We start from the raw sequence: 26,068 nt of genomic DNA on the forward strand, positions 1-26,068 counted from the left end.
CCGCGAACCGTCTTCCTCAGCAGAACATGACCATGGACCGCGGATCCCAGGCCAGACGCGCCCGCGCGCCGAAATCCAGAACCTTGCGGCCAGGCATGTTTCGCATCGACACCCGCACGGGCGATGGCGCGCCATCCAGCAGCACGTCGTAATAGGTCATGTCGCCGTAATAGACGACCTCTCGCACCGTGCCTTCGGCCTCGCGGCCACCTTCGGCGGATTGGCCCTCGTAAAGGATCGTCAGGCTTTCGGGGCGCACGCCGATTTCGGCGGCACCTATCGTGGCCCCATTGGGGCATTGCGCGGCCTCGAGCTCGGCATGGCCAAGACCCGCCACATCCAGCGCCACACGCCCACCGCCCGGACCCGTCGGCAGAACCTGCGCGGGCAGGAAATTCATCATCCCGATGAATTCCGCAACCCGCCGCGACTTCGGCCTACGGTAAAGCGTTTCGGGATCGTCGAGTTGCGCGATCTCACCCTCGAACATCACCGCGATCCGGTCGGACATGACCAGCGCCTCTTCCTGGTCATGGGTCACGAGGATGAAGGTGATACCGACCTCGCGCTGAAGGCGGATCAATTCGACCTGCATCACCTCGCGCATTTTCTTGTCGAGCGCGGACAGGGGTTCGTCCAGCAACAGGACCTTGGGCTTCATGATCAGCGCGCGGGCCAGCGCCACGCGCTGCCGCTGCCCGCCTGAAAGCGCATGGGCCGCGCGCGCCCCATACTTGCCCAATCCCACCATCTCCAACGCCTCGCCGACAGCGCGGCGCTTTTCCTCGCTGGACATGTTCGACCGGCGCAGGCCGAAGCCGACATTCTCGGCCACGTTCATATGGGGAAAGATCGCGTAGGACTGAAACACCATGTTGGTCGGCCGCTTGTTCGGCGGCACACCTTCCATGTCGCGCCCGTCCAGCAGCAGTTGCCCCGACGAGATATCCTCGAACCCCGCGATGGACCGCAGAAGCGTGGTCTTGCCGCAGCCCGAGGGCCCAAGCAGCGAGAAAAACTCGCCTTGCCCGATATTGGCGGTGATCCCCCGCAGGGCGTGGTAATCGCCGTAATATTTCTGCACGCCGGTCAGCGTGACGATGGGGGTCTTCTGGCTCACAAAAAGCCTCCGGTGTCTTTCAGGCCCGCGCGCCGAAGGCCCCGGCGGCGGAAGGTTTCGGCAAGAACGAGCAGCAGGACCGACAGCAGCACGAGGATCGTGCCAAGGGCCATCACCATGGGCAATTGCGCGGGAAAGCGCAAAAGCGACCACAGATAGACCGGCAGGGTCGGCGAATTGCCCGAGAGGAAGAAGGCGATGATGAATTCATCGAGCGAGATGATGAAACAGATCAAAAGCGACGCCACGATGCCGGGCGCCACCAGTGGCAGCGTGATCAGCCGGAAGGTGGACCACGGCGTTTCGCCAAGGTCTACGGCCGCCTCTTCGAGGCTGCGGTCCATGTTGGCAAAGCTGCCTTGAAGGATCGCGATGGCAAAAGGTGTGCAAATCAACGTGTGACCCGCGATGATCGACCATGTGCCGCTGTTCAGCCCCAGTTGCATCAGCACGATCAGAAGCGAGATCGCCACGATCACCTCGGGCAGGACGAGGGGTAGCATGATGAACCCCACGATGCCGCCCTTGCCCGGAAAGCCGTAGCGCGTCGCGGCCCGCGCGGCGAAAAGCCCGAGGATGGTGGAAAAGATCGCCGTGGATATCGCGATGATCAGCGAATTCAGCGTGGCGGCATGCAAGGCAGGCGTGTCGAGCAACAGGCCGAACCATTCGGTGGTGAACCCCCTGAGCGGAAAGGCGATGACCGAGCCGCTGTTGAACGCGAAGAGCGGCAAGAGCACGATGGGCGCATACAGCACGACAAGGTAGACGCCTGCGAAAACGGCGAGCAGGTTCAGTTTCATATCCCCCACCTCCCCTTGGGCACCCGTGTAAGAATGAGGGCCGATCCCGCGCTGACGATCAGCAACAGGCCAATGATTGCGGCCTCCGGCCCGACAAGACCCGGTGCCGCCGAAAACGCGACACGGATCGCTGCGATTTCCGCGACAGCCGCGCCAAGGGCGATTGCGCCGCCCCGCATGCCGCCACCCATGCGATCGGCAAGCCACAGCCAGAACCGCAAACGGCTGATGCCCCACAGGAGCGTCATCGCGACGATCAGCATCGCCAGAACCGCCAGCGTTGCGCCCATGGGCCGGTTGTTGAAGGCAAAGATCTGCGCATGGATGTTGTTGGCGATCATCAACCCGCCCGAACCGCCCACCAACTGCGGCGTGACGTAATCACCCACGGTCGGAATGAAGACGATCAAGACGGCCGCCAGAACGCCGGGCATCGCCAGCGGCAGCGTAACGCGCAAGAACGCCATTGCGCGGCTTTCGCCCAGATCACGCGCCGCTTCGAGGAGCGACCGGTCGATCTTTTCCAGCACCACGAAGATCGGCAGGATGGCAAAGGGCGCATAGGCATGGGCCAGCGTGATCACCACGGAATTCGCATTGTAGAGGATCCAGCCCAAGGGCTCGTCGATCACACCAAGCGCCAGCAGCCCGCTGTTCACCGGCCCGTCATAGGCAAGGATCACCCGCCACAGGAACACCCGGATCAGGTAGCTGGTCCAAAAGGGGATGGTAATCAGGAAAAGCCACAGCGACTTGCGCTCGTGCCGAACGTGAAAGGAAATGTAATAGGCGACCGGAAAGGCCAGAACCACCGTAACCAGCGTCACCGTGGCTGAAATCCGGAGCGAGCGGAGCATCAGCGCAGTGTAGATCGGGTCGCTCAGCGCCTCTTGGTAATTGCCGAGCTGAAAATCGCGGACGATGGTCAAAAATTCCTGCGTCCAGAAGGACAGAAGTAGGATCATCGCAAGCGGCGCCGCCAGCAGCAGAAGCGCGTATACGAAGGTGGGGGAGATCAGGGTCAGACCCTTTCCCGCCTCGCTGCGCATCAACTTGCCGATTCCGGCAACCTCACCCATTCGCGTACCCCCGCGCCACGTTTCTCACCACGTTGCGGATTTCAGCCCCGCCCGCAAGGGGATTGCTGCACTGCAGCCCGAACGCGGCGGAATGCGCCGGGATAACGGGCAGGCACTTTGCGCGCCTGCCCTTGCAACGATCAATTGCCGGTTGTCTCGGCGGGCGCGACGGGATCGTCGGCGCGGACACGCAAGGCAACCATCCGGTCCGGTTGGCCGATCACCGCGCCGTTCTGGCCGCGGCCGCGCTTGATCGCGTCGACCACGTCCATCCCGTCCACCACCTGCCCCACGACCGTGTAGGACCCGTCAAGGAACGGGCCGGGCGAGAACATGATGAAGAATTGCGAATTGGCGCTGTCTGGGTTCTGCGCCCGCGCCATACCCACAACACCCCGGTCGAAGGTGATGTCGGAAAACTCCGCCGGAAGATCCGGGTAATCCGAACCGCCCATGCCCGCATAGCGCATATCCTGACCGGCGCGGCCGAATTCCACATCGCCCGTCTGCGCCATGAACCCGTCGATCACGCGGTGAAAGACGACATCCGCATAGGCACCTTCGCTGGCCAGCGTCGTGATCCGTTCGACATGGAGCGGGGCCACATCCTCGAACAGGTCGATGACGATCGTGCCCTCGGCCTCGCCCGCGACATCGATCTCGAGACCCGTGGCCAGCGCCGCCCCCGGAAGAGCAGCGACAAGGGCCGCAACAAACGCCTTACGCATCGGCGGCAACCTTGACCGAGATCATCTTGTCAGGGTTCGCGGGCGGCTCGCCCCGCGTGATCTGGTCGACATGTTCCATGCCCGAAATGACCCGGCCATAGACGGTGTATTGCCGATTCAGGAAATGGTTGTCGTTGAAGTTGATGAAGAACTGGCTGTTGGCCGAATTGGGGTTCGACGACCGCGCGGCACCCAGCGTGCCACGATCATGCGGGATACCGGAGAATTCGGCCGGAAGATCGGGCTTGTCCGATCCACCGGTGCCTGCGCGGCGGATATTGCCGCCGTCCTTGCCATGCTCCACATCGCCGGTCTGGGCCATGAAACCTTCGATCACGCGATGGAAGATCACGCCGTCATAGGCACCTTCGCGGGCCAGTTCCTTCATCCGCTCGGAATGCTTGGGCGCGATGGCGGGCATCAGCTCGATCACCACGGTTCCGGTCTTCAGCTCGATGAGAATCGTGTTCTCGGGGTCCTTGATCTCGGCCATGCGCCAAGTCTCCTGTCTCAATGTTTGGGATATTTCACGTCCAGCGCCACCTTGACCGGAGGCGTGACGAAGGCCGACACATCGCCGCCGAGACGGGCGATTTCCTTGACCAGCTTCGACGCGATGGCCTGCCGGTCGGCCTCGGCCATCAAGAAGACGGTGTCGATGGAATGGTCCAGTTTCCGGTTCATGCCGACCATCTGGTATTCGTATTCGAAATCGGCAACCGCCCGCAGGCCGCGAATGATGATCGAGGCCCCCACATCGCGGGCGCAATCGATCAACAGGTTCTCGAACGGATGGGCCACGATCTCGGTCCCGGTCTTTTCGGAAAGCTTGTCGCATTCCGCCTCGACCATCGCCACGCGCTCTTCCAGCGTAAAGAGCGGACCCTTGTCACGGTTGATCGCGACGCCGATCACAAGCCGATCCACCAGCAGGCAGGCCCGCTTGATGATGTCGATATGACCCAAGGTGATCGGGTCGAAAGTGCCCGGGTAAAGCCCTATCCGCATCGCCTGTCCCTGCCGCCGGTCCATTGCGGGCGCGACCCAATCACCGGGCGCGCGCCGATGCAACCCCCTCGCGCGTCGCAGGTCTCAGAAGCCCTTGATCATTCCTTCCAGCGCTTCCTTTTCCATGGCCAATTCCGACAGCTGCGCCTTGACCACATCGCCGATGGAGATGAGGCCCACCATCTCGCCAGCCTCGACGACCGGCAGGTGGCGAAACCGCCCTTCGGTCATCAGGGCAAGCACGGCATCGGAATTGTCGTTGCGTCCGCAGGTCACGATCTCGCGCGTCATGACGCCGTCGATGCTCTCGGCCATGCAGCCAACGCCCTTGTTCGCCAGTTCCCGCACGATGTCGCGCTCCGACAAGATGCCTGCGACCCGTTTGCCATCCGGCGAGACCACCACCGCACCGATGCGGCGCTGCGCCAGAAGGCGGGCGGCATCGGCAAGGCTTGTGCCCGGTGCAATCGTCACCACGCCATCGTCGGACTTGGATTTCAGGATCTGCTGAACCAGCATGGCAAACCTCCCTTGGTGGTTGTCGTTTCTCCGTCCCCTGTCGGGCAGCGTCCACCCGCATGGGTTGATCTGTCAAGGAAAACGGCGCGCCTCAGGCGACAAGCGCCTCCAGCCGCGCGATCTCGGTGCGCATACCGTCCCGCAATAGCGTGGTGAACCGGTCAAGCCGCGCATCGCGCGGACCTGCATGGGTGACAAGCCAAAAGGTCCGCGTGAGCCGCACCTGATCGGGCAGCACGCGCACAAGCCCCGGTGCGAAGGGCAGCGCGAAATCATGCACGATCGCCAATCCCGCGCCCGCGCGCGCAAGGTTGAGCTGTACCGAAACGGCATTGGAAGCCATGGGCACCCGGGCCACGCCGAATCCGGCCAGATAATCCAATTCCGCGTCAAAGATCATGTCGGGGATATAGCCGATCATCCGCGCACCTCTCAGTGCTTCGGGGCCGTCGGGTGTTCCGTGCCGATCCAGCCAATCGCGCGACGCGGCCAACGACAGGCGGTAATCCGACAGACGCTCGGCGCTCAGGCGCTGGGTGGCCGGGGCCGATACGGTGATCGCCAGATCCGCCTCGCGGCGCGACAGGTTCACGACACGCGGCAGGGCAAGGATCTGGATATCCAGGTCGGGATGATCGGCCCCGATGGCGGCACAGACCTGTGGCAAAAGGTAATTGGCGCAGCCATCCGGCGCGCCGATCCGGATCGTGCCCGACAGACGCCCTGCCCCGTCACCGGCCTCCAGCCCTTCGGACAGCGCGGCCTCCGCCGCCTCGGCGCGAGGAAGCAGCCGCTGACCGGCTTCCGTCAGGGTGTAACCTTGGGGCGAGCGGGCAAAAAGCACGGCGCCAAGGCTTTGTTCCAGCCGGGCGATGCGGCGCCCGGCCGTGGCCGGGTCGAGTTTCAGGCGCGGCGCAGCCCCCGACAGGCCTTCGGCGCGCGCCACCGCCAGAAACACGCGCAGATCGTCCCAGTTCATGCCACCCTCTCCCGCCCCTGCGCAAAGCCGCAGTTTTCGGCCCGCCTGTGCACCGCCATCTTGCAATTTCGCAAAACGACTTTGGCAACCTGCCGCTTTTCCCGACATTCCTGCAAGGCTAGAGTATGGATGAGACACGGATCACCCAAAGGGAGGGACAGATGCAGCAGATCGGACACTGGATCGACGGCAAGCACGTGGCAGGCACTTCGGGCCGCACCGCCGACGTGATGAACCCCGCAACCGGAGAGGTGCAGGCGCAGGTCGCCCTCGCCTCCAAGGCAGAGCTTGACGCCGCCGTTGCCAGCGCCGCCAAGGCGCAGCGGGCCTGGGGTGCCACCAACCCGCAGCGCCGCGCGCGCGTGATGATGGAACTCGTACGCCTCTTGAACCGCGACATGGACAAGCTGGCAGAGGCGATCAGCCGCGAACACGGCAAGACATTCCCCGACGCCAAGGGCGATGTGCAGCGCGGGCTTGAGGTCATCGAGTTCTGCATCGGCGCGCCGCATCTGCTGAAGGGCGAATTCACCGACAGCGCGGGCCCCGGCATCGACATGTATTCCATGCGCCAGCCGCTGGGCGTGGTCGCGGGCATCACGCCCTTCAACTTCCCCGCCATGATCCCGCTGTGGAAGATGGGTCCGGCGTTGGCCTCGGGCAATGCGATGATCCTCAAACCGTCCGAGCGTGACCCCTCCTGCCCGATGATGCTGGCCGAGCTTTGCCAGGAAGCGGGACTGCCCGATGGCATTTTGCAGGTCATCAACGGGGACAAGGAAGCGGTCGACGCCATCCTCGACAACGAGGCGGTCCAGGCCGTGGGCTTCGTCGGCTCCACCCCCATCGCGCAATACATCTACAGCCGGGCGACGGCGAACGGCAAACGCAGCCAGTGCTTCGGCGGTGCCAAGAACCACATGATCATCATGCCCGATGCCGACCTGGATCAGGCCGCCGATGCGCTGGTGGGCGCAGGCTACGGGGCAGCGGGCGAACGCTGCATGGCGATTTCCGTGGCCGTTCCCGTAGGCGATGAAACCGCCGACCGCCTGATCGAGAAACTGGTCCCCCGGATCGAGGCGCTCAAGGTCGGCCCCTATACCGCCGGCAACGATGTCGATTTCGGCCCTGTCGTCACGGCGGCCGCCAAGGCCAACATCCTGCGCCTTGTCGAAACCGGCGTGGCGCAAGGCGCGAAACTGGTCGTCGATGGCCGCGATTTCAGCCTGCAAGGCTATGAGAACGGCTATTTCGTGGGCGCGCATCTCTTCGATCACGTGACCCCCGACATGGACATCTACAAGACCGAGATCTTCGGGCCGGTCCTGTCGACCGTGCGCGCCAAAAGCTACGAGGAAGCCATCGGCCTTGCGATGGACCACGAATACGGCAACGGCACCGCGATCTTCACCCGCGATGGCGACACGGCGCGCGATTTCGCCAACCGCATCAACATCGGGATGGTGGGCATCAACGTGCCGATCCCGGTGCCCTTGGCCTATCACACCTTTGGGGGCTGGAAGAAATCGGGCTTCGGCGACCTGAACCAGCACGGGCCCGATGCCTTCCGGTTCTACACGCGCACCAAGACCATCACCGCGCGCTGGCCTTCGGGCATCAAGGAAGGGGCCGCCTTCAACTTCAAGGCGATGGACTGAGCGGATCGGCCGAGGGCAGGGCAAGCCCCTGCCCCGTGATCATCGGCGGCGCTGTCTCCTCCGGGGGCAGCGCCGTTCCCTTTCGCGCCATGGCGAATGCGCGCAACCCTTCAGCCTCTGCCCCGCGATGCTGGCGCGCCTTGAGGCATTCGAAGCTGCCTGCCCGAAAGGCGCGGCAGGCTTCGGGTCGATCCTCGTAGATGGCGCACAGCGTCTGGCCCTCGGGCGTGATGGTCAGTTGCGCGCAATGCCCGCAGGACATTTTCATGTAGCGCCGCCCGTCAATCTCATTCGTGGCACTGTCGGGGATCGGACGCCCCTGATCCATCTGTAGAATCGCGATATAGCGGTCGTGACCGCCAAAGCAGCAGGCCCCGCAGGCCGTGCAATCATATGTGGGGGAGGACACCGAGGCACCCGTGCGATGCGCCGGCAGGGCCGGCCCGATGCCGCCCGCGATGCGCCGAGGGGCGATATATCCCTGCGCATGACGGCTCGCAATGGGGGTCGCGGGGCTTGCAAAACTGCTGCAACAGTCGGAAATTAAACAAGCGTTCAATTCCACGAAACGCAAAGGGGAGGTGCGGGGATGGATTTCGCTTTGTCGCCGGAGGCGGAGGCCGTATTCGACATGGCCCGCGACGTGGGCCGGGCCGAGATCGCGCCCCATGCCCGCGAATGGGAACGCGAGGGCACGATCCCCCGCGCACTCTGGCCCAAGCTGGCCGAGCTGGGTTTCGGCGGGCTCTACGTTTCCGCCGACAAGGGCGGATCGGGCCTGTCCCGGCTAGAAGCGACACTGGTTTTCGAGGCGCTCAGTCAATCTTGCCCCTCGGTCGCGGCGTTTTTGTCGATCCACAACATGTGCGCCAAGATGATCGAGCTTTATGGCTCGGAGGATCTGCAGGAAAGGTTCCTGCCCCGCGCACTGACGATGGAAAGCTTCTTTTCCTATTGTCTGACCGAACCCGGTTCCGGGTCGGATGCGGCAGCGCTCAAGACGCGGGCGGAACGGACGAATGACAGCTACGCCTTGACCGGGACCAAGGCTTTCATCTCGGGCGGTGGTTATTCGGATGCCTATATCGTGATGTGCCGCACCGGCGAGGCCGGACCGCGCGGCGTGTCGGCCGTGATCATCGAGGATGGCGCGCCCGGGCTCAGCTTCGGCGGGCTCGAGGACAAGATGGGCTGGCGGTCGCAGCCCACGCGGCAGGTGCAATTCGACGCCTGCGTGGTGCCTGCTGAAAACCTGTTGGGTGAGGAAGGCCACGGGTTCCGCTATGCCATGGCGGGGCTCGATGGCGGGCGGCTCAACATCGCGGCCTGTTCGCTGGGGGCAGCCCGCGCCGCGCTCTCCGCAACCTTGGGATACATGGCCGAGCGCAAGGCCTTCGGCCAATCCATCGACCAGTTCCAAGCCCTGCAATTCCGCCTCGCCGACATGGAGATCGAGCTGGAGGCGGCAACCGTGCTGTTGCGCCAAGCGGCCTGGAAGCTCGACACCGGCGCGGCTGACGCGACCAAGGCCTGCGCCATGGCCAAGAAATTCGTGACCGAGGCCGGCAGCCGCGTCGTCGACCAATGCCTGCAACTTCATGGCGGCTACGGATACCTGGCGGATTACGGCATCGAAAAACTGGTGCGCGACCTGCGCGTTCACCAGATCCTCGAAGGCACGAACGAGATCATGCGCCTGATCGTGGCGCGCCAGATGCTGGCCGCGCGCTGAAGGGCGGGCGGGTTTGCATATTTATGGAAAGATGAAGCCATGACCGAGGGGATCGAAATCCGGGTCGAGGGTTGCGCGGGGCGCATCACGCTTGACCGGCCCCAAGCGCTTAATGCGCTGAGCCATGACATGTGCTGCGCCATAGATGCCGCCCTGATCGATTGGGCCGAGGATGAGGCCGTAGCCTTGATCGTGATCGACGCGGTGGGGGACAAGGCCTTTTGCGCGGGCGGCGATATCGCACAGATGCATGCCAAGGGCATGGCGGGCGATTACGATTACGGGCGGCGTTTCTGGGCCGACGAATACCGGATGAACGCGCGGCTCTTTCATTTCCCGAAACCCGTGGTGAGCCTGATGCAGGGCTTCACCATGGGGGGTGGCGTCGGCGTGGGGTGTCACGCCTCCCACCGCGTGGTCTGCGAGACGAGCCAGATCGCCATGCCTGAATGCGGCATCGGCCTCATTCCCGATGTGGGCGGCACGCTTTTGTTGTCGCGCGCGCCCGGACGGCTGGGGGAATACCTTGGCGTGACTGGGGCGAGGATGGGACCGGGCGATGCGATCCATGCGCAATTCGCCGATTACTACATACCGCGCAGCGACTGGCCCGCCCTCATTGCCACACTCTGCGCCACCGGCGATTGGGAAGCGGTCGATCGCGCCGCCCTGCCCCCGCCCGCCAGCCCGCTTGCCGCCGAGCAAGACGGGATCGACTGGATTTTCGCGGGCGAAACGATCCGCGACATCCTCAACGTCCTGCGCGTCACCGACAGCCCGCTTGCGGCGCGCGCGCAGCAGATGATGGACCGGGGCAGCCCGCTTGCGGTCGCCTGCACGATCGAATTGGTACATCGCGCCCGGCTACGCGACACGATCGAGAATGCGCTTGAACAGGAATACCGGTTTACTGCCCGCGCGATGGAAAAGGGTGACTTTCTCGAAGGCATCCGCGCGGCCATCATCGACAAGGACAAATCACCGAAATGGCGGCACGAGGCGCTTGATGCCGTGCCTCCGGCCGATGTGGCGGGCATGTTGATGCCGCTCGGCGCACAAGGATTGAAACTATGAACAAAGAGGCGAAGGCCATGAAGATCGGGTTCATCGGGTTGGGCAATATGGGCGCGCCGATGGCCGCCAATCTGGTGGCCGCGGGCCATAGCGTGGCGGGCTTTGACACCGCGGCCCCCGCGCCCGAGGGCGTGATCATGGCTGCCAGCGCCGTCGAAGCGGCCCACACGGCAGAGGTGGTCATCACCATGCTGCCAAACGGCACGATCCTCAAGGCGGTCGCCGCCGAACTGATCCCGGCCATGACGAAGGGCGCGGTGCTTCTCGATTGTTCCACCGTCGATGTGGCCAGCGCGCGCGAGGTCGCGGCCATGGCCGAGGCTGCGGGCCTTGGTGCGCTTGACGCGCCGGTGTCGGGTGGTGTCGGCGGGGCGGCCGCGGGAACCTTGACCTTCATGGTCGGCGGCAGCGACGCGGCATTCGCCATCGCGCGCCCTTTGTTTGACGTGATGGGCCAAAAGGCCGTGCATTGCGGCCCCTCGGGCAACGGACAGGCCGCCAAGATCTGCAACAACATGATCCTCGGCGTCACGATGATCGCCACATGCGAGGCTTTCGCACTGGCCGACAAGCTGGGCCTCGACCGACAGGCGATGTTCGACGTGGTCTCGACCTCCTCGGGCCAGTCGTGGTCGATGAACACCTATTGCCCGGCCCCCGGCGTCGGCCCCAAAAGCCCAGCAGACAATGGCTACAAGCCCGGCTTCGCAGCCGACCTGATGCTCAAGGACCTGCGCTTGAGCCAGGCCGCTGCCGAAGGCGCCGATGCCGACACGCCCATGGGTGCACTGGCCGCAGAGCTTTACGCGCGCTTTGTCGAGGACGAGGACGGACGTGGCCGCGATTTCTCGGCCATGCTGCCCCGGTTCGAGGCGCGGGGCCGCAGCTAGACACCAAGAGGCTGGAAAAATTTTTCTTGGAGATGTTGCCGATTTGTGGCACTTTGCATCTGACACTCCAAGATATGTCCGCGTAAAAAGCCCGGCGGGACGGCACCGAAGTTCAGGTGCACCTCACGCCGCCCTGCCGGGCTGCGGACATGCGCTTTTCCCAGATCTCAGGCCAGTTCGATCGTGACCCGCCTGTTCTGGCGGCCCTTCTTCTCGATCTTGCCGATGGCGAGCTTTCCGATTTCTCCGGTGCGCGCGACATGGGTGCCACCACAGGGTTGCAGATCGACCTGCCCCGCCCCTTCACCGATCCGGATCAGCCGGATCCGGCCCGCGCCACGCGGCGGTTGGACCGACAGCGTCTTGACGAGGCCGGGGTTGGCGTCAAGCTCGGCCTCGGTGATCCAATCCACGCTCACGGGCAGATCCCGCGTCACCAGCGTGTTCAGCTTGCCTTCGATCAACAGCTTGTCCTCGGGTGCCTCGGGCATGTCGAAATCGAGACGTCCCTTGTCCGCGCCGATGGCGCCCCCCGTTACGGGAAAAGGCATCACCACCGACAAAAGATGCAGCGCCGTGTGAATACGCATGTGGCCATGGCGGCGGTCCCAGTCGATGCGCTGGTTCACCTCTGCCCCCACGGGCGGCAGCCGCCCGGGTTCGGCGGGCACCAGCACGATGGCCGCGCCCTCGCCCTTCACCGCCGTGGCGACCGGGATCCGCCCGCCCTCCCAATCCAGCGTGCCGCTGTCGCCGGGCTGCCCTCCGCCGCGTGCATAAAAGATCGTGCGATCCAGCACGATGCCTCCCTCCTCCGTCAGCGCGATCACCTGCGCCGCGGCGGATTTGCGGTAGGGATCGCTCAGGAACAGGGGCTCGGTCATCATGCCAGTTGATCCTTTTCAGGCGAAGCGGGGGCCTCGGGCGGCCGCGGCGCGGCCTCGGCGGGCGGACGCAACGCCTCGGGGTTGCGCAGCCAGATGTCACGCTGGGCAAAGGGAATCTCAATCCCTTCGGCCTTGAAGCGTTCCGCGATCTGGTGGTTCACCTCGGTCTTGACCGCCACCAGCTTGTTGATGTCGCGCAAGATCATCCGCACACGGAAATCGAGGCTGTCGGCCCCGAACCCCAGAAAATCAACCCCGGGTTCAGGATATTTCGACACATCGGGATGGGCGCGCGCGATATCGAGCAAGATCTGCTGCACCCGGCGCGTATCATTGCCATAGGCAACACCCACCAGCACAACGGCCCGCCCGATGGTGTTTCCGCGCGTCCAGTTCGTCACCGTGCCTGCGATCAGATCGGTGTTGGGCACGATCACATCGGTCTTGTCGAAGGTTTCGATCGTGGTCGAGCGGACCGAGATCGCCTTGACGATCCCCATGGTCGATCCGACTTCGATCCAGTCACCCTCCGAAATCGGCCGCTCGATCAACAAGATGATGCCCGAGACAAAGTTGCTGACCACGTTCTGCAGACCGAAACCGATGCCGACCGACAGCGCACCAAGCACGACACCAAGCGCGGTCAGGTCGATCCCCGCCGTGGTGATGGCGATCACGGCCGCCAGCGCGATACCGACATAGCCGATGCCCGATGTCACCGCGTTGCGCGCGCCCACATCCATCTTGGTGCGCGGCAAGACCGTGCTGCGCAGCGCGCCCTGCACCATCCGGGTCGCGAAAAGCCCGATGGTAAAGACAAGGATGACAGCCAAGACGATGCCGGGCGTGATCCGCGTTTCACCCAAGGTGAACCCGGCCGACAGGCGCTCGTAGATTTCGCCCAATTGCTCTGGCCGCATGCCCCAGATCAGCGCCACCACCGGCAGCACCGCAAGGATGAGCAGCAGGTTCACCACAACCGGCAACAGCGCTTGCGCAGCCTCTTCATAGCTCTTGCCCGACACCAGCGCGTAAAGATCACGGATCGGCCCCTGCAAGGCCAACAGCACCCCGATCAGACCAAGGGTCATGGCCGTGGGCGTCATGATCGCGCCCGTCAGGTTCAGGTAGCCCGCACCCGCCAAAAGCGGCCCGGCCACGGCGACCAGCCGCAAAAGCTGGCCGATGATGGCGATGCTGCGCCCCGCAAATCCCGATTCCGGGCTCGTCTCCTCGGCACCGGCCCCCGCAAGCTCGGCACGGCGCACGCGCCGGATCAGCGCGGCCAGCCGGTAAAAGCCCCAAGCCAGTCCGAGATAGATGGGCAGAACGAACATCCCCCGTGCCTCCAGCGGCACGGCATCGAGCGTCGAAAAGGTTTCAGCGAACCCGCCCAGCCCGAGGAAGATCCCGATCGTCACCACGGCCCGCCGCAGCGCGGGACGCAACTCCAGCGGTGCCCCCAGCGCGCCCGGCGTATCCTCGTTCACCGGGAACAGCCGCCCTGCCAGCCAAAGCGCCGCGAAGATCGACACAAAGACCGCGATCCCGCTCGACAAAAGCGCGCTGCCAGAGGTCCCGAGCACGTCGATCGTGACCATTGCCGCCCCGAACAGGATCAGGCCGATCATCGGCAGCAGCACTTGCAACAGCGAAACAAGGAAGGCCAGCGCGATCCGGCCGCGCCGCACCCCCACCTGCACCTGCAACCGGTCCGTCCAAAGGCCCACGAAATACCGGCTCCGCGTCAAGAGCGCGAGCGCGATCAATCCGAGAAGCCCGGCAAAGGGCAACCGGTCCCACGGCGATTGATCGGCGCGGCGGTGTTCCTCGATCTTGCCCTCGATCTCACGTTCGAGAACCATGGCCACGTCGGCCAGTGCCGTCAGGGCCGTACCCCAATGCAACGGGTTCACCGGAGCGGGGTCGCGTTCCAAAAGCGCGCGCGCCTGACGCGCGGCAAGGATCGTGTCAATCTCGCCGATCAGGCCATTGGCGCGGTTGAAGGCCTCGGTGGCGGTTACGCGCGGCACCTGCGCCGCGGCCAATTGCTCGGTCAGTTGCGCGCGCCGCTCGGCGATGGCAGCGGGTTCGCTCGCGCCTTCCGCCGGGGCCGGCCCCAGCGCGTTGATCTGCGCCTGGATCGTGTCGATCCGCGTCGCATTCGCGGTCTGACCTTGCAGGAACCGCGCCCGCCATTCCGCCAGCGTCGACCGGAGGTTCGCAAGAAACGCGGTCGAGGCCGTGCCCGCGGCGATAAGGTTCTCGGCCCGCGTCGCCGCCGCCTCCCACGCGACGTAATCGATGGCAACGGCCTCGCCAGCCGCCGCTGGCGGTGGCGCGCCGGTGTCCTGCGCCGCACCGACACCGGGCAGCGAAAGGATCAACGACAGCGACAGAAGGAACGGGAAAAGAAGTCTAAAGGTCATGCATCCTCGAAAACGTCAGGAATATCGGCGGGACCGCGCACCAGCCATTCCGGCACGGGCAGCCCCTTTTCCCGCAAGAAGGCGGGATTGAAGATCTTGGATTGGTAGCGCGTGCCGTAATCGCACAGGATCGTCACGATCGTATGCCCCGGCCCCATTTCGCGCGCCATGCGGACCGCGCCTGCCATGTTGATCCCAGACGACCCGCCAAGGCAGATACCTTCCTCGGCCAAAGTGTCGAAGACGATGGGCAGCGCCTCGGCATCGGGGATCTTGTAGCAGGCATCGGGCGTGAACCCTTCGAGGTTTCCGGTGATCCGGCCCTGCCCGATCCCTTCGGTGATGCTGTCACCGCCCGCCTCGCGCCCGGTATAAAGCTTGTAAAGCCCCGACCCCTCGGGATCGGCCAGCCCGATTTTCACGCCCTTTGGTTGCAGGGCCATGCCCACACCCGCCAGCGTGCCGCCCGACCCAACGGCGCAGACGAAACCATCCACCTTGCCCTCGGTCTGCTCCCAGATCTCGGGGCCCGTCATCTCGACGTGGGACTGCCGGTTGGCCACGTTGTCGAACTGGTTGGCCCAGATCGCGCCATTGGGTTCCGATTGCGCAAGCCGCTCGGCCAGACGTCCCGAATAGCGGACGTAATTGTTGGGATTGGAATAGGGCACCGCCGGCACAAGGATCAGCTCCGCGCCGGCCAGCCGGATCATGTCCTTCTTTTCCTGGCTCTGGGTCTCGGGCATCACGATGACGGTGCGAAACCCCATCGAGGCCCCCACCAGCGCCAGACCGATCCCGGTGTTGCCCGCTGTCCCCTCGACGATCGTACCACCGGGGCGTAGCATCCCCTTGGCCACCGCATCGCGGATGATGTAAAGCGCCGCGCGATCCTTGACCGATTGCCCGGGGTTCAGGAACTCGGCCTTGCCCAGGATCTCGCAACCCGTTTCCTCGCTCAGGCGGCGCAGACGGATCAGGGGGGTGTTGCCGATGGCGGCGGCAAGATCGGAATGAACGTTCATCGGTCGGACCCTTTTGCGGCGAAAGCCGGTAATGAGGCCTAAGGGATAGGGGCGCGCGCCGGAAACCTCAACCCGATCCTCCGCGTCCCGCCGATCACGGCGGCGCGAGGAGGTCAGGCTTCCTCCTGCAACCGCGACCGGTGCAGCATCAGCCATTGCATGGACAAGATCAGGGGCGCGTTCGCCATGTCACCGCCCTCCAGCATGGCGCGGGCCGTCTCCCAATCGACGAGATGGGACAGGATATCCTCCCCCTCCGAGACATGTCCGCCGGTCCCCGCCACCCCGTCGGGCAGATCGGCAATCCCGACATAGGAGATCAGCACCTGCGCCAACCCGCCGGGGCTGGGGTAATAGCGCGCGACAGGATGCAGCGCGCCAAGTTCAAGCCCTGCTTCCTCCACCGTCTCGCGCCGCGCCGCAGCCTCGGGCGTCTCGCCCGCGTCGATCATGCCCGCCACAGGCTCCAAGAGCCACGGATGCGCATCCCCATGCACGAAGGGCCCCATGCGCAATTGCTCGATCACGAGGATCCTGTCGCGAAAAGGATCATAGGGCAGCACCGTCACCGCATCCGCCGCGCGGAACACCGACCGCCGCTGAGGCTCCGACAGCGCCCCGTCGAATTGCCGGTGGCGCAAAACCAAGTCCTCGACCGTGTGAAAGCCGGAGTAAGGATGGTGGCGCTCCACAACCTCGACCGCGTCGCGGGCAGGATTCTTCCCTACACGTGCGGGCCTGCGCCATGCACCGGCGGACACCTCCGCCTGCGCGCGGGCCGCGATCATCCAGTAGCGCGCGCCCACCTCGGCGGCTGTCGCCCCGCCCGCCCGCTGGCGGATCACCTCGCCCGCGGCGATCACGGCCAATGCGCCCCAGTCGCGCACCCATGCATCAAGCGACCAATCACCCTCCGGCGTCGCGGCCGTCATGCCGGGGCCGGGCCGCCAAACCTCTGCCGCCCGCACCACACCCGCAACCACGACCTCTACCGGAGACCGCAGATAGCCAAAACACGCCTCGTAGAAATCAAGCCGGGCAAGCGCCTCACCCGAAACCTCGATCAACTGCCCCCGGGCCCGCGCCCCGTCCCGCAGCACAAGGACGGGATAGGGCGCACCCGCCACGCCCGCGACCGCCGCATCGGGCAAAGCGGCCTCCACGCTCGGCACATCCTCTCCCGCCACCGCCCGCAACAGGGGCGCATGCAGCAAAGTGCCGAACAAAAAGATCGCCGCCATGAAAGCCCCGCTCCGGCCCCGCCTCAGGCGGGCCGGGTGACCGTGATCTGCGTCACATCCGTATTGCCGAAATGAAAGGTCGCGGCACAGGACGTGAGGTAGAAATTCCACATCCGCCGGAACCGGTCGTCAAAGCCCAAGGCCGCCACTTCCGGCCAACGCGCGTTGAACGTCTCGTGCCACCGCCGCAACGTCTGGCTGTAGCTTTCGCCGAATTCGATGGAATGCGCGACCCGCAGCCCCGCCTTTTCGACCTCGGCGCGCAACACTTTCGGCGCCGGCAACATGCCGCCCGGAAAGATGTATTTCTGGATGAAATCCACGCCCCGCTTGTAGACCTCCCAACGGCGGTCCTGCACCGTGATGATCTGCAAGGTCGCGTTCTTGCCCGGCTTCAGATTCTTGCGCAGCGTGTTGAAATAGACCGGCCAGTAGCGCTCGCCCACCGCCTCGAACATCTCGATCGAGGCGATGCCGTCATATTGCCCGCGCTCGTCACGGTAGTCTTGCAGCTTGATCTCGACCCGGTCCTGCAACCCCGCCCGTGCCATCCGCGCCACCGCGTAATCGTATTGCTCGCGGCTGATCGTCAGGCCCGTGACCTTCAACCCCCGCTCCTTGGCGGCGTATTCCGCAAACCCGCCCCAGCCGCAGCCGATCTCCAGCACGTGATCGCCGGGTTGCGCGCCCATCTGGTCGACCATGCTGGCGTATTTCGCGATCTGCGCGACCTCGGTCGATTCCTGCCCGGTGGTGAACAGCGCCGAGGAATAGGTCATCGTCTCGTCCAGCCACAGGCCGTAGAAATCATTACCCAGATCGTAGTGATGGGCGATGTTCTTCTTGGCCTGTCGCTTGGAATTGGACTGCAACCAGAACCGCAGCCGCTCATAGGCCCGCACCAGCCCCATCCCGAGGAAACCGTCATAGACCTCCTCGTTGTCGGCATGCACGAGATCCATGAAAGCCTGAAGATCCGGCGTCGACCACCATTCGTCGAGATAGGCTTCGCAAAACCCCAGATCCCCCTCGCGGATCAGCCGCGCGAAAATCTCGGGATTGTGGATATCCAGTTCCGCCACCGGCCCCGGCGCATGGCCGCCCGCGCGAAACACCCGGCCGTCGGGCAGCACCATGTCGAGCCTGCCGTGCTTCATCTTGGTCGCGGTCTCGAACACCGCCGCGAAATATCGGGGGAGATTGTCCTCTCCCTTCGTGCTTGTCTTGATATCCATGCAATCCTCTTGTCTGGCGTCCGATTTGGACCGAACGAACCACGTCGCACAAGCCCTGATTGTTTCGCCCCGCCGCTTTCACGCCGCAGGGCCCGACGTGCCTCAGAATCCTCTGTTCTCGTAGGCGTCCAGCGCCCGCTTGCGCCCCTCGGCAGCATCGACCACCGGCCGCGACGGATAGGATTGATCGGGCGCCATGTCCCAAGACCGCGGCACCGCGTCGAAATAGGCCAGCGCCGTCTCGGGCGGGCGGTTCGACAGTTCCGCGACATAGGCGCGGCGATAGCGGCCATGCGGGTCAAATTTCTCGGCCTGCGTCTCGGGATTGAAGACCCGGAAATAAGGCGTGGCATCCGGCCCCGATCCCGCCGACCATTGCCATCCCATCGCATTCGACGCGGGGTCCCAATCGATCAGGCACTCGGCGAACCAATCCATCCCGATCTTCCAATGGGTCAACAGGTGCTTGGTCAGGTAGGAGGCGACCAGCATCCGCGCCCTGTTGTGCATCCGCCCCGTCACATACATCTCGCGCATCGCGGCATCGACGATGGCCATGCCCGTCCGGCCCCGCCGCCACGCCGTGACATCGGCATAATCGGCATCCTCGTTCCAGCCAAACGCCTCCCATTCCTCGCGCCAGTTCCGCTCGACGATATGGGGGGTATGATGGACGAGGTGATAGGCGAAGTCGCGCCAGATCAATTCCTTGAGGAATGTCTCCGCCCCGGCCTTGCCCTCTTCCATCACGCGCACACCTGCGTGCCAGCAGGCTCGCGCCGAAATCTCGCCATGGGTGAGGTTCTCCGACAAGCCCGATGTGCCATCGACATCCAACTTGTCGCGCGCCTCGGCATACTCCGCGATCCGATGCGCGACAAAGGCCCCAAGCCGCCCCTGCGCGCCCGCTTCCCCGATCACACAATGGGGCTTTACCACCGCCGCGCCGCGATCCATCGCACGGCCCAGATGCCAATCCTCGATCGCGTCACTCTTGGGCCAGACCTCCGACGCGCGCAGCTTGGGCACGGCCAAAGGCTCGGCCACATCGCGCCCCCGCACCGCCTTCCAGAACGGTGTATAGACCTTGTAGAACCCGCCTGTTCCCGTCTCGACCGTCCACGGCTCGTGGACCAGATGCCCGGCATGGCTCACCGCCGTCACACCGTCGGCCTTCAGCCCTGCTTTCACCGCCTCGTCGCGCTTGCGGCTGACGGGATCGTAAAGCCGATTCCAATGCACGGCCCGCGCGCCCGTTTCCGCGATCAGCGCGCGCAAGGCCTCCAGCGCATCGCCCTGCCGCAGGATCAACCGGCTCCCCGCCTCCTCCAGCCGCGCGTCAAAAGCCTCCGCCCCCAGACCCAACCGCCATTTCGGCGCGGCCCCCAGCGTGTCGATCGTCTCGTCGTACAGGAAAACCGGGATGACGGGCGCGCCGCTCTCGCAGGCGGCGACAAGGGCCGGGTTGTCCGACAGGCGGAAATCCCGGCGGGTCCAGTAGATCACGGGCTCGGTCATGGCGGGTCTGGTCTTTCGGCTGCTCTGTGCCGCGAGAAGCTAGCGCTTGCGCCGGACGGTCAAGCCAAACCCTGCCCTTCATCTTCCCCCAAATACGGACGGCCCGACGCACCCGCCGCCCCACCGCCCGTCAAGAGCGCTCAGAACGGCCCGTCCTCCAGCACGCCATCGGCCGACATCTGCGCGTAAAGCAGCCCTTCGCGCAGGCCCCGGTCGGCCACGCTCAACCGGTCCGTCGGCCAAGCGCGCAACAGCGCCTGCAAGATCGCGGCCCCCGACATGATCAGCGTCTGCCGGTCGCGTCCGATGCGCGGGTCGCGCCGCCGCCCCTCGGGACCCAGAGCCAGATAATCTTGGATCACCCGGTCGATCTGGTCCGAGGTCATCCGGAGCCCATCCACCTTGTTGCGGTCATAGCGCTTCAACCCAAGATGCGAGGCCGCCACCGTGGTCACGGTCCCGCTCGTCCCGATGATCTGGAACCCTTCGCGGGCTTGGTCGGCGGCGTCGTCATAGGGCGAAAAGCCCGCCAGCTGCTCCTCGAAATACCAGCTCATCAGGGCAAAGCGCGCACCGTCATCGGCCACGTCCGCATACATGTCCTTGAGCGTCGCCACCCCCAGCGGAATGGAAATCCAGTCCACCACCTTGGCGCGGGGAAAAACCGTCTCTTCGTGATCGAAACCCTGGTGCAGCCGCATGATCGCGCGCGGCCGCTCCACCGGGGGCACACGGCTCAGATCGATCCAGACCAGCTCCGTGGACCCGCCCCCGATATCGACCACCAGCAATTGCTCGGTCTTCATCGACACCAGCGGCGCGCAGGACACGACCGCCAGCCGCGCCTCCTCCTCGGGCTTGATGATCTCGAGCGCCAGCCCCGTCTCGCGCTTGACGACACTGATGAATTCACCCGCATTCGACGCGCGCCGACATGCTTCGGTCGCAACCAGCCGCATCCGGCTCACCCGGTGCTTTTCAAGCTTTCTTTGGCAGATCTTCAGCGCGCCCACGGCCCGCGCCATGGAGGCGCGCGACATCCGTCCCGAAGCCTCCAACCCCTGCCCTAGCTGCACGCTCTTGGAAAAACTGTCGACGACATGCAGCTGGTTGCCCTTGGGCTGGGCGATCAGCATCCGACACGAATTCGTTCCAAGGTCTAGCGCCGCATACAGGTCCGCTGGATCGGGCCGCGGCTCGAGCTTGGGATCGGGCGCAAGGCGCCGTTCGACTGCTGCGTCGGCCATCGGCACCAAGGGCACCACATTGGCCACGACGCTGGGGAACGGACCGGCGCCGCCTTTGCGCTTGCGCGACATGCGGGGCCTCCGGAAATCAGGTGTTGGAGGCAATGTAGCAACCACCGCGCCCCGTCACAATGAATTCCTCCGCCAAAGGTTGTGCCAGAAGGCAGGCCTCGCCCCTCATGTGCACCGGCACGCCGCGACGCCATGCGGCAACCCGCTTCAACATCTTCATGAGAATTATGGGTCGCCCCGCCCCTCGCCCCCGATGCGCCTTGCGGCTATCTCCCATGGCAGGCCGGGTCGCTCCCGATCCGGCTTGTGTCGAATTCGGAACCCGTGCCGCACCCGGCCTCGCCTATGGTGCGCCTCAACCCAAGGCTTCAGGCCAGACCAAAGGACCCGACCATGCCCGCCATCACCCATGTCTTCTGGCGCGACATCCCCGCCCAGGTCATCGTGGGCAAGGGCCGGACCGGGTCCAAGGCTGTGCTGCCCGAGCGTTTCGAACAAGCCATCGACCGCTGCGCGATGAAAATCGGCGCGAAGGACGAGGACGCCTATCTCGCTGAATGGCGTCGCGTCCCCGCAGGCGAGGCTGAAGGCGATCCAGCCGCCATCGCCGCCGCCGAAATCGCGCGCCTCGATGCCGCTTATGATGCCGACCGCCTCAAAAGCCTGATCGCGGCCGACGGACATGACACCGACACATCCGCAAACACGGGCGCGCCCTGATCCCATGGCCGCCCTGAGGGAGAAAATGATGGCACTCCTGAAATTCCGCTCGCGCGACACCGCGCCCGCGCCCACCGGCTTGGCTGAGCTTTTGGCTGGCTATTCGATCGAGGTGATGCCGCGCACCGCCGAAAAGGTGGAGGATTTCCGCGCGCTCCTGCCCCGCGGCACCCGCGTCTACATCGCCCATATCGACGGCACCCCGTTCGAGGACATGCTTGCCACCGCGCGCCGCCTGCGCGCCGAAGGCTTCGAGCCGATGCCGCATTTCCCAGCCCGCTCCATCCCCGACCGCGCCACGCTGGCCGACATGATCGCCCGCTACCGGGGCGAGGCCGATGTGACGCAGGCCCTGATCCTCGCAGGCGGCATCGCCAGCCCGCGCGGGGATTTCCACGCCTCCATGCAGCTTCTGGAAACCGGCCTCTTCGACGGCTTCACCCGGCTCCATGTCGCGGGCCACCCCGAGGGCAATCGCGACATCGACCGCGATGGCGGCGAGGCCGAGGTGATGGCGGCACTCCGTTGGAAACAGGCTTTCGCCAACCGGTCCGACGCGGATTTCGCCATCGCGACCCAATTCGTCTTCGAGGCGCCGCCGGTTCTCGACTGGGCCGACAGGCTCGCGGCAAACGGCATCACCATGCCCATCCACCTTGGCGTGGCGGGGCCTGCAAAACTCCAGACGCTGATCAAATTCGCCATCGCCTGTGGCGTCGGCCCCTCGCTCTCGGTCCTGCAAAAGCGCGCCCGCGACGTGTCGAAACTGCTCCTGCCCTTCGAGCCGGACGACATCCTGACCGCGCTGGCCCAGGCCCGCGCCAAGGGCCGCGGCAAGTCGATCGAGGCGATCCATTTCTTCCCTCTTGGCGGCATCAAGACCAATGCCGACTGGGCCACCGCCCATGGCGGTGCTGCCCCGATCCCCCAAACCTGACAGGAACAGAACCCGACCATGACCCGCACCGTCATCGAATCGCAGACCCGCACCACCGTGATCGGCTTTGATCAGCCCTTCTGCGTCATCGGCGAACGGATCAATCCCACAGGCCGCAAGATCCTCAACGAGGAACTGGAGCGCGGCGATTTCTCCCGCGTGCAATCCGACGCCGTGGCCCAGGTCGAGGCTGGCGCGACCGTGCTCGACGTGAATTCCGGCGCGGTCTTTTCCAACAAGATGGGCGAAGACCCCCGCTACGCCGACAACAATTTCGTCGAACCCATGCTGATGCCCGAATTGATCCGCGTGGTGCAGGAGGTGACGGATTGCCCGATCTGCATCGACAGTTCGGTCCCCGGCGCGCTCGAGGCGGGTCTGGCCGTCGCGCACGGCCGCCCGCTGGTCAATTCCGTGACCGGCGAGGAGGAACGCCTCGAAATCGTCCTGCCGCTGATCAAGAAATACAACGTCCCGGTCGTCGCCATCTCCAACGACGACACCGGCATTTCCGAAGATCCCGATGTCCGCTTTGCCGTGGCCAAAAAGATCGTCGAACGCGCGGCCGATTTCGGCATTCCCGCCCATGACATCGTGGTCGATCCGCTCGTCATGCCCATCGGGGCCATGGCGACGGCGGGTCAGCAGGTCTTCACCCTTGTGCGCCGTCTGCGCGAGGAACTGGGCGTGAACACGACCTGTGGCGCCTCCAACATCTCCTTCGGCCTGCCCAACCGCCACGGGATCAACAACGCCTTCCTGCCCATGGCCTATGGCGCGGGCATGACCAGCGCCATCATGAACCCCATCACCCTACCCGTGGGCCCCAAGGCCATCGCCGCGAAAAAGGCCGAGATCGAGGCGGCGGGCATCATGCTCCCCCCCGATCTGGACGACGAGGTCTTCGTCAAACTTTTCGGAATGGGCTCGACCAAGCCCCGCCCCGGCAAGGAGATGGAGGCGATCCGCGCCGCGAATTTCTTGATGAATCAAGATGATGGCGGGGCCGCTTGGATCAAGTTCAACCAAGATCCCGACGCGGCTCTGCGCGGTGGGCGTGCCGGCGGACGGCGGCGTCGCGCAGGCTGAGTGACCCCAACCATGTTCACGGATGTCGCCCCGAGGGGCGGCATCTTGTTGTCTGACAAAACAGGACCAGATACCGCCGCATGACCACCGATCCTCTCGTCATCTTCACCCCCTCGGGCAAGCGCGGGCATTTCCCGGTCGGCACACCGATCCTGACCGCCGCGCGCCAGCTGGGCGTCGATCTGGATTCGGTCTGCGGCGGGCGCGGCATCTGCTCCAAATGCCAGATCGCCCCCTCCTACGGGGATTTTCCCAAGCACGGCGTCACAGTGCGCGACGGCGCGCTTTCCGAATGGAACGCCGTCGAAGACCGCTACAACCGCGTGCGCGGCCTCAAGCCCGGCCGCCGTCTCGGCTGTCAGGCGATTGTTCAGGGCGATATCGTCGTCGATGTTCCCCCCGAGTCTCAGGTCCACCGCCAGGTCGTGCGCAAGGCCGCCTCCACCCGCGCCATCACCATGGACCCGGCCACGCGCCTCGTTCTGGTCGAGGTTGTGGAACCCGACATGCACGAACCCTCGGGCGATTTCGAACGCCTTCAATCCGCCCTCCGCGACCAATGGCAGATCGACAAGGTCACGGCACCGCTAAGCGTCTTGCAACAGCTGCAACCGGCGCTTCGCAAGGGCAAGTGGCAGGTGAGCGTCGCCCTGCATCAGCCTGCGAATACAGATGAATTCCAGATCCTCGGTGTCTGGCCAGGCCTGCATGAGGGCGGGCTTTATGGCCTTGCCATCGACCTTGGCTCCACCACCATCGCGGCGCATCTCTGCGACCTCGCCGATGGGCGCGTGCTCGCCTCCTCGGGCCTCATGAACCCCCAGATCCGCTTCGGCGAGGATCTGATGAGCCGCGTCAGCTATGCCATGATGAACCCCGGCGGCGATGCCGAGATGACGGCCGCCGTCCAGCAGGCCATCGCCACCCTCGCCACCGAAATCGCCGCCGAAGGCGGCATCGATCCCGCGCTGATCATGGAAACCGTGATCGTCTGCAACCCGGTCATGCACCATCTTCTTCTGGGCATCGATCCGGTCGAACTGGGGCAAGCGCCCTTCGCGCTCGCCACATCGGGCAGCATGACGCTTGCGGCCCGCGACATCGGCCTGTCCACCATCGCACCTGCCGCACAGGTCTATCTCCTGCCTTGCATCGCAGGCCATGTGGGGGCCGATGCCGCCGCCGTCGCGCTGTCCGAGGAACCCGATCAGGCCGATCACCTCACCCTCATCGTCGATGTCGGCACCAATGCCGAGATCCTCTTGGGCGACAAGACCGGTGTTCTCGCTTGTTCCTCCCCCACCGGACCGGCGTTTGAGGGGGCGCAGATCAGCGCGGGCCAACGCGCAGCGCCCGGTGCCATCGAACGGATCGAAATCGACCCCGTGACCAAGGAGCCCCGCTTCCGCGTCATCGGCTGTGATCTCTGGTCCGACGATCCGGGTTTCGCCGAGGCCACCAAGGACACCGGCGTCACCGGCATCTGCGGCTCGGGCATCATCGAGGCCGTGGCCGAAATGCGCATGGCGGGCCTTCTGGACGCCTCGGGCCTCATCGGCGGGCCGGAGGCGACGGGCACAACCCGCGCCGAACCCACGGGCCGCACCTTCGCCTATCTCGTCCATGACGCGACCGCCACGGGCGGCCCCCGCATCACCGTGACCCAGGGCGATATCCGCGCCATCCAGCTCGCCAAATCCGCGCTCTACGCGGGCGCACGCCTTCTCATGGACAAGCGCGGCGTCACACGCGTCGACCGCGTCGTCCTCGCGGGCGCCTTCGGGGCGCATATCAGCCCCAAACACGCGATGGTGCTGGGCATGATCCCCGACGCGTCCCTCGACCACGTCACCAGCGCCGGCAATGCCGCAGGCCACGGCGCGCGCATCGCCCTTTGCAGCCGCGAGGCGCGCCAAAGGATCGAAAAGATCGTGCGCCGGATCGACAAGATCGAAACCGCCATCGAACCCCGCTTTCAGGAACATTTCGTCAACGCCAACGCCATCCCCCACGCGACCGATCCTTTCCCGGAACTCGCCAAGATCGCGACCCTCCCGCAGGTGGCCTTCGGCGCCTCCGGATCCGCGCCGGGCGGCGAAGGCGGGCGGCGTCGCCGACGCGGCTGAGGGGCCTTG

Annotated in this window: 23 protein-coding genes and 1 pseudogene; 8 read left to right on the forward strand and 16 right to left on the reverse strand. The window is 65.1% G+C overall.

Features of this window, described 5'->3' with window-relative positions:
• Nucleotides 1-16: 16 nt before the first annotated feature.
• The 8 genes and pseudogenes from QQK63_RS10940 to QQK63_RS10975 form a co-directional block, all read right to left on the reverse strand.
• Nucleotides 17-1,120 (reverse strand): ABC transporter ATP-binding protein, encoded by a 1,104-nt coding sequence (locus tag QQK63_RS10940; protein WP_277822669.1) that lies wholly within the window; start codon nt 1,118-1,120, stop codon nt 17-19.
• A complete protein-coding gene (locus tag QQK63_RS10945) occupies nt 1,117-1,923 on the reverse strand; it encodes an ABC transporter permease (RefSeq protein WP_277822671.1) in 807 nt (268 codons plus the stop codon). Before QQK63_RS10945 ends, QQK63_RS10940 begins: the two co-directional genes overlap by 4 nt.
• Nucleotides 1,924-2,129: 206 nt before the next feature.
• Nucleotides 2,130-3,002: pseudogene (locus QQK63_RS10950) on the reverse strand (ABC transporter permease); the annotation flags it as partial.
• Nucleotides 3,003-3,142: 140 nt separating this feature from the next.
• Entirely contained in the window at nt 3,143-3,730 is a 588-nt protein-coding gene (locus QQK63_RS10955) for a peptidylprolyl isomerase (RefSeq protein ID WP_277822673.1), read from the reverse strand.
• On the reverse strand, nt 3,723-4,223 hold the full coding sequence (locus tag QQK63_RS10960; RefSeq protein ID WP_277822675.1) for a peptidylprolyl isomerase: 501 nt from the start codon (nt 4,221-4,223) through the stop codon (nt 3,723-3,725). The genes QQK63_RS10955 and QQK63_RS10960 overlap by 8 nt, the downstream gene beginning before the upstream one ends.
• A gap of 17 nt (nt 4,224-4,240) precedes the next feature.
• Nucleotides 4,241-4,738 carry a pantetheine-phosphate adenylyltransferase gene (coaD, locus tag QQK63_RS10965; protein ID WP_277822677.1) on the reverse strand — a complete coding sequence of 166 codons (498 nt, stop codon included), beginning with the start codon at nt 4,736-4,738 and terminating at the stop codon, nt 4,241-4,243.
• A gap of 84 nt (nt 4,739-4,822) precedes the next feature.
• Nucleotides 4,823-5,257 (reverse strand): CBS domain-containing protein, encoded by a 435-nt coding sequence (locus QQK63_RS10970; protein WP_277822678.1) that lies wholly within the window; start codon nt 5,255-5,257, stop codon nt 4,823-4,825.
• Nucleotides 5,258-5,348: 91 nt separating this feature from the next.
• Nucleotides 5,349-6,236 carry a LysR family transcriptional regulator gene (locus tag QQK63_RS10975; protein ID WP_277822680.1) on the reverse strand — a complete coding sequence of 296 codons (888 nt, stop codon included), beginning with the start codon at nt 6,234-6,236 and terminating at the stop codon, nt 5,349-5,351.
• Nucleotides 6,237-6,397: 161 nt separating this feature from the next.
• On the opposite strand from QQK63_RS10975, the gene QQK63_RS10980 reads away from it, so the two are divergent.
• Nucleotides 6,398-7,897: a CoA-acylating methylmalonate-semialdehyde dehydrogenase gene (locus QQK63_RS10980; RefSeq protein WP_277822682.1), complete on the forward strand. Its 1,500-nt coding sequence runs from the start codon at nt 6,398-6,400 to the stop codon at nt 7,895-7,897.
• Here QQK63_RS10980 and QQK63_RS10985 read toward each other — a convergent pair.
• Complete coding sequence (locus QQK63_RS10985) at nt 7,881-8,306, reverse strand: YkgJ family cysteine cluster protein (protein WP_284283209.1); 426 nt, start codon at nt 8,304-8,306, stop codon at nt 7,881-7,883. The two genes, QQK63_RS10980 and QQK63_RS10985, sit on opposite strands and share 17 nt — an antisense overlap.
• 180 nt (nt 8,307-8,486) lie before the next feature.
• Here QQK63_RS10985 and QQK63_RS10990 point away from each other — a divergent pair, with 180 nt between their 5' ends.
• The 3 genes from QQK63_RS10990 to mmsB are packed head-to-tail and all read left to right on the forward strand — an operon-like array spanning nt 8,487 to nt 11,593.
• Nucleotides 8,487-9,629, forward strand: a complete 1,143-nt coding sequence (locus tag QQK63_RS10990) for an acyl-CoA dehydrogenase family protein (protein ID WP_277822686.1) — start codon at nt 8,487-8,489, stop codon at nt 9,627-9,629.
• 39 nt (nt 9,630-9,668) lie between these two features.
• Nucleotides 9,669-10,703: an enoyl-CoA hydratase/isomerase family protein gene (locus QQK63_RS10995; protein ID WP_277822688.1), complete on the forward strand. Its 1,035-nt coding sequence runs from the start codon at nt 9,669-9,671 to the stop codon at nt 10,701-10,703.
• A 17-nt stretch (nt 10,704-10,720) separates the two neighbouring features.
• Entirely contained in the window at nt 10,721-11,593 is an 873-nt protein-coding gene (mmsB, locus tag QQK63_RS11000; RefSeq protein WP_277823019.1) for a 3-hydroxyisobutyrate dehydrogenase, read from the forward strand.
• 167 nt (nt 11,594-11,760) lie between these two features.
• On the opposite strand, the gene QQK63_RS11005 is transcribed toward mmsB, so the two are convergent.
• The 7 genes from QQK63_RS11005 to QQK63_RS11035 form a co-directional block, all read right to left on the reverse strand.
• A complete protein-coding gene (locus QQK63_RS11005; protein ID WP_277823021.1) occupies nt 11,761-12,477 on the reverse strand; it encodes an alanyl-tRNA editing protein in 717 nt (238 codons plus the stop codon).
• On the reverse strand, nt 12,477-14,909 hold the full coding sequence (locus tag QQK63_RS11010; protein ID WP_277822690.1) for a DUF3772 domain-containing protein: 2,433 nt from the start codon (nt 14,907-14,909) through the stop codon (nt 12,477-12,479). Before QQK63_RS11010 ends, QQK63_RS11005 begins: the two co-directional genes overlap by 1 nt.
• Nucleotides 14,906-15,934 (reverse strand): cysteine synthase A, encoded by a 1,029-nt coding sequence (locus tag QQK63_RS11015; protein WP_277822692.1) that lies wholly within the window; start codon nt 15,932-15,934, stop codon nt 14,906-14,908. The genes QQK63_RS11010 and QQK63_RS11015 overlap by 4 nt, the downstream gene beginning before the upstream one ends.
• A 113-nt stretch (nt 15,935-16,047) precedes the next feature.
• The gene (locus QQK63_RS11020; protein WP_277822694.1) at nt 16,048-17,175 is read right to left on the reverse strand and encodes a gamma-glutamylcyclotransferase; all 1,128 of its coding nucleotides are present in this window, start codon (nt 17,173-17,175) and stop codon (nt 16,048-16,050) included.
• 23 nt (nt 17,176-17,198) lie between these two features.
• On the reverse strand, nt 17,199-18,410 hold the full coding sequence (locus tag QQK63_RS11025) for an SAM-dependent methyltransferase (RefSeq protein WP_277822696.1): 1,212 nt from the start codon (nt 18,408-18,410) through the stop codon (nt 17,199-17,201).
• Nucleotides 18,411-18,512: 102 nt separating this feature from the next.
• A complete protein-coding gene (locus QQK63_RS11030) occupies nt 18,513-19,928 on the reverse strand; it encodes a cryptochrome/photolyase family protein (RefSeq protein WP_277822699.1) in 1,416 nt (471 codons plus the stop codon).
• Between the two features lie 140 nt (nt 19,929-20,068).
• Nucleotides 20,069-21,247, reverse strand: coding sequence for a Ppx/GppA phosphatase family protein (locus QQK63_RS11035; protein ID WP_277822701.1), 1,179 nt, complete (start codon nt 21,245-21,247; stop codon nt 20,069-20,071).
• Between the two features lie 333 nt (nt 21,248-21,580).
• On the opposite strand from QQK63_RS11035, the gene QQK63_RS11040 reads away from it, so the two are divergent.
• The 4 genes from QQK63_RS11040 to QQK63_RS11055 all read left to right on the forward strand — a co-directional run bounded on the left by QQK63_RS11040 (nt 21,581) and on the right by QQK63_RS11055 (nt 26,059).
• Nucleotides 21,581-21,907 (forward strand): virulence factor, encoded by a 327-nt coding sequence (locus QQK63_RS11040; RefSeq protein WP_277822703.1) that lies wholly within the window; start codon nt 21,581-21,583, stop codon nt 21,905-21,907.
• A 28-nt stretch (nt 21,908-21,935) separates the two neighbouring features.
• Nucleotides 21,936-22,844: a methylenetetrahydrofolate reductase gene (locus QQK63_RS11045; RefSeq protein ID WP_277822705.1), complete on the forward strand. Its 909-nt coding sequence runs from the start codon at nt 21,936-21,938 to the stop codon at nt 22,842-22,844.
• Nucleotides 22,845-22,862: 18 nt separating this feature from the next.
• Nucleotides 22,863-23,933: a methyltetrahydrofolate cobalamin methyltransferase gene (locus tag QQK63_RS11050; RefSeq protein WP_277822707.1), complete on the forward strand. Its 1,071-nt coding sequence runs from the start codon at nt 22,863-22,865 to the stop codon at nt 23,931-23,933.
• Between the two features lie 80 nt (nt 23,934-24,013).
• The gene (locus QQK63_RS11055) at nt 24,014-26,059 is read left to right on the forward strand and encodes an ASKHA domain-containing protein (protein ID WP_277822709.1); all 2,046 of its coding nucleotides are present in this window, start codon (nt 24,014-24,016) and stop codon (nt 26,057-26,059) included.
• Nucleotides 26,060-26,068 lie beyond the last annotated feature (9 nt).

It is taken from the genome of Roseicyclus marinus (genome assembly GCF_030163795.1).
GTDB classification, from domain to species: Bacteria; Pseudomonadota; Alphaproteobacteria; order Rhodobacterales; family Rhodobacteraceae; genus Roseicyclus; species Roseicyclus marinus.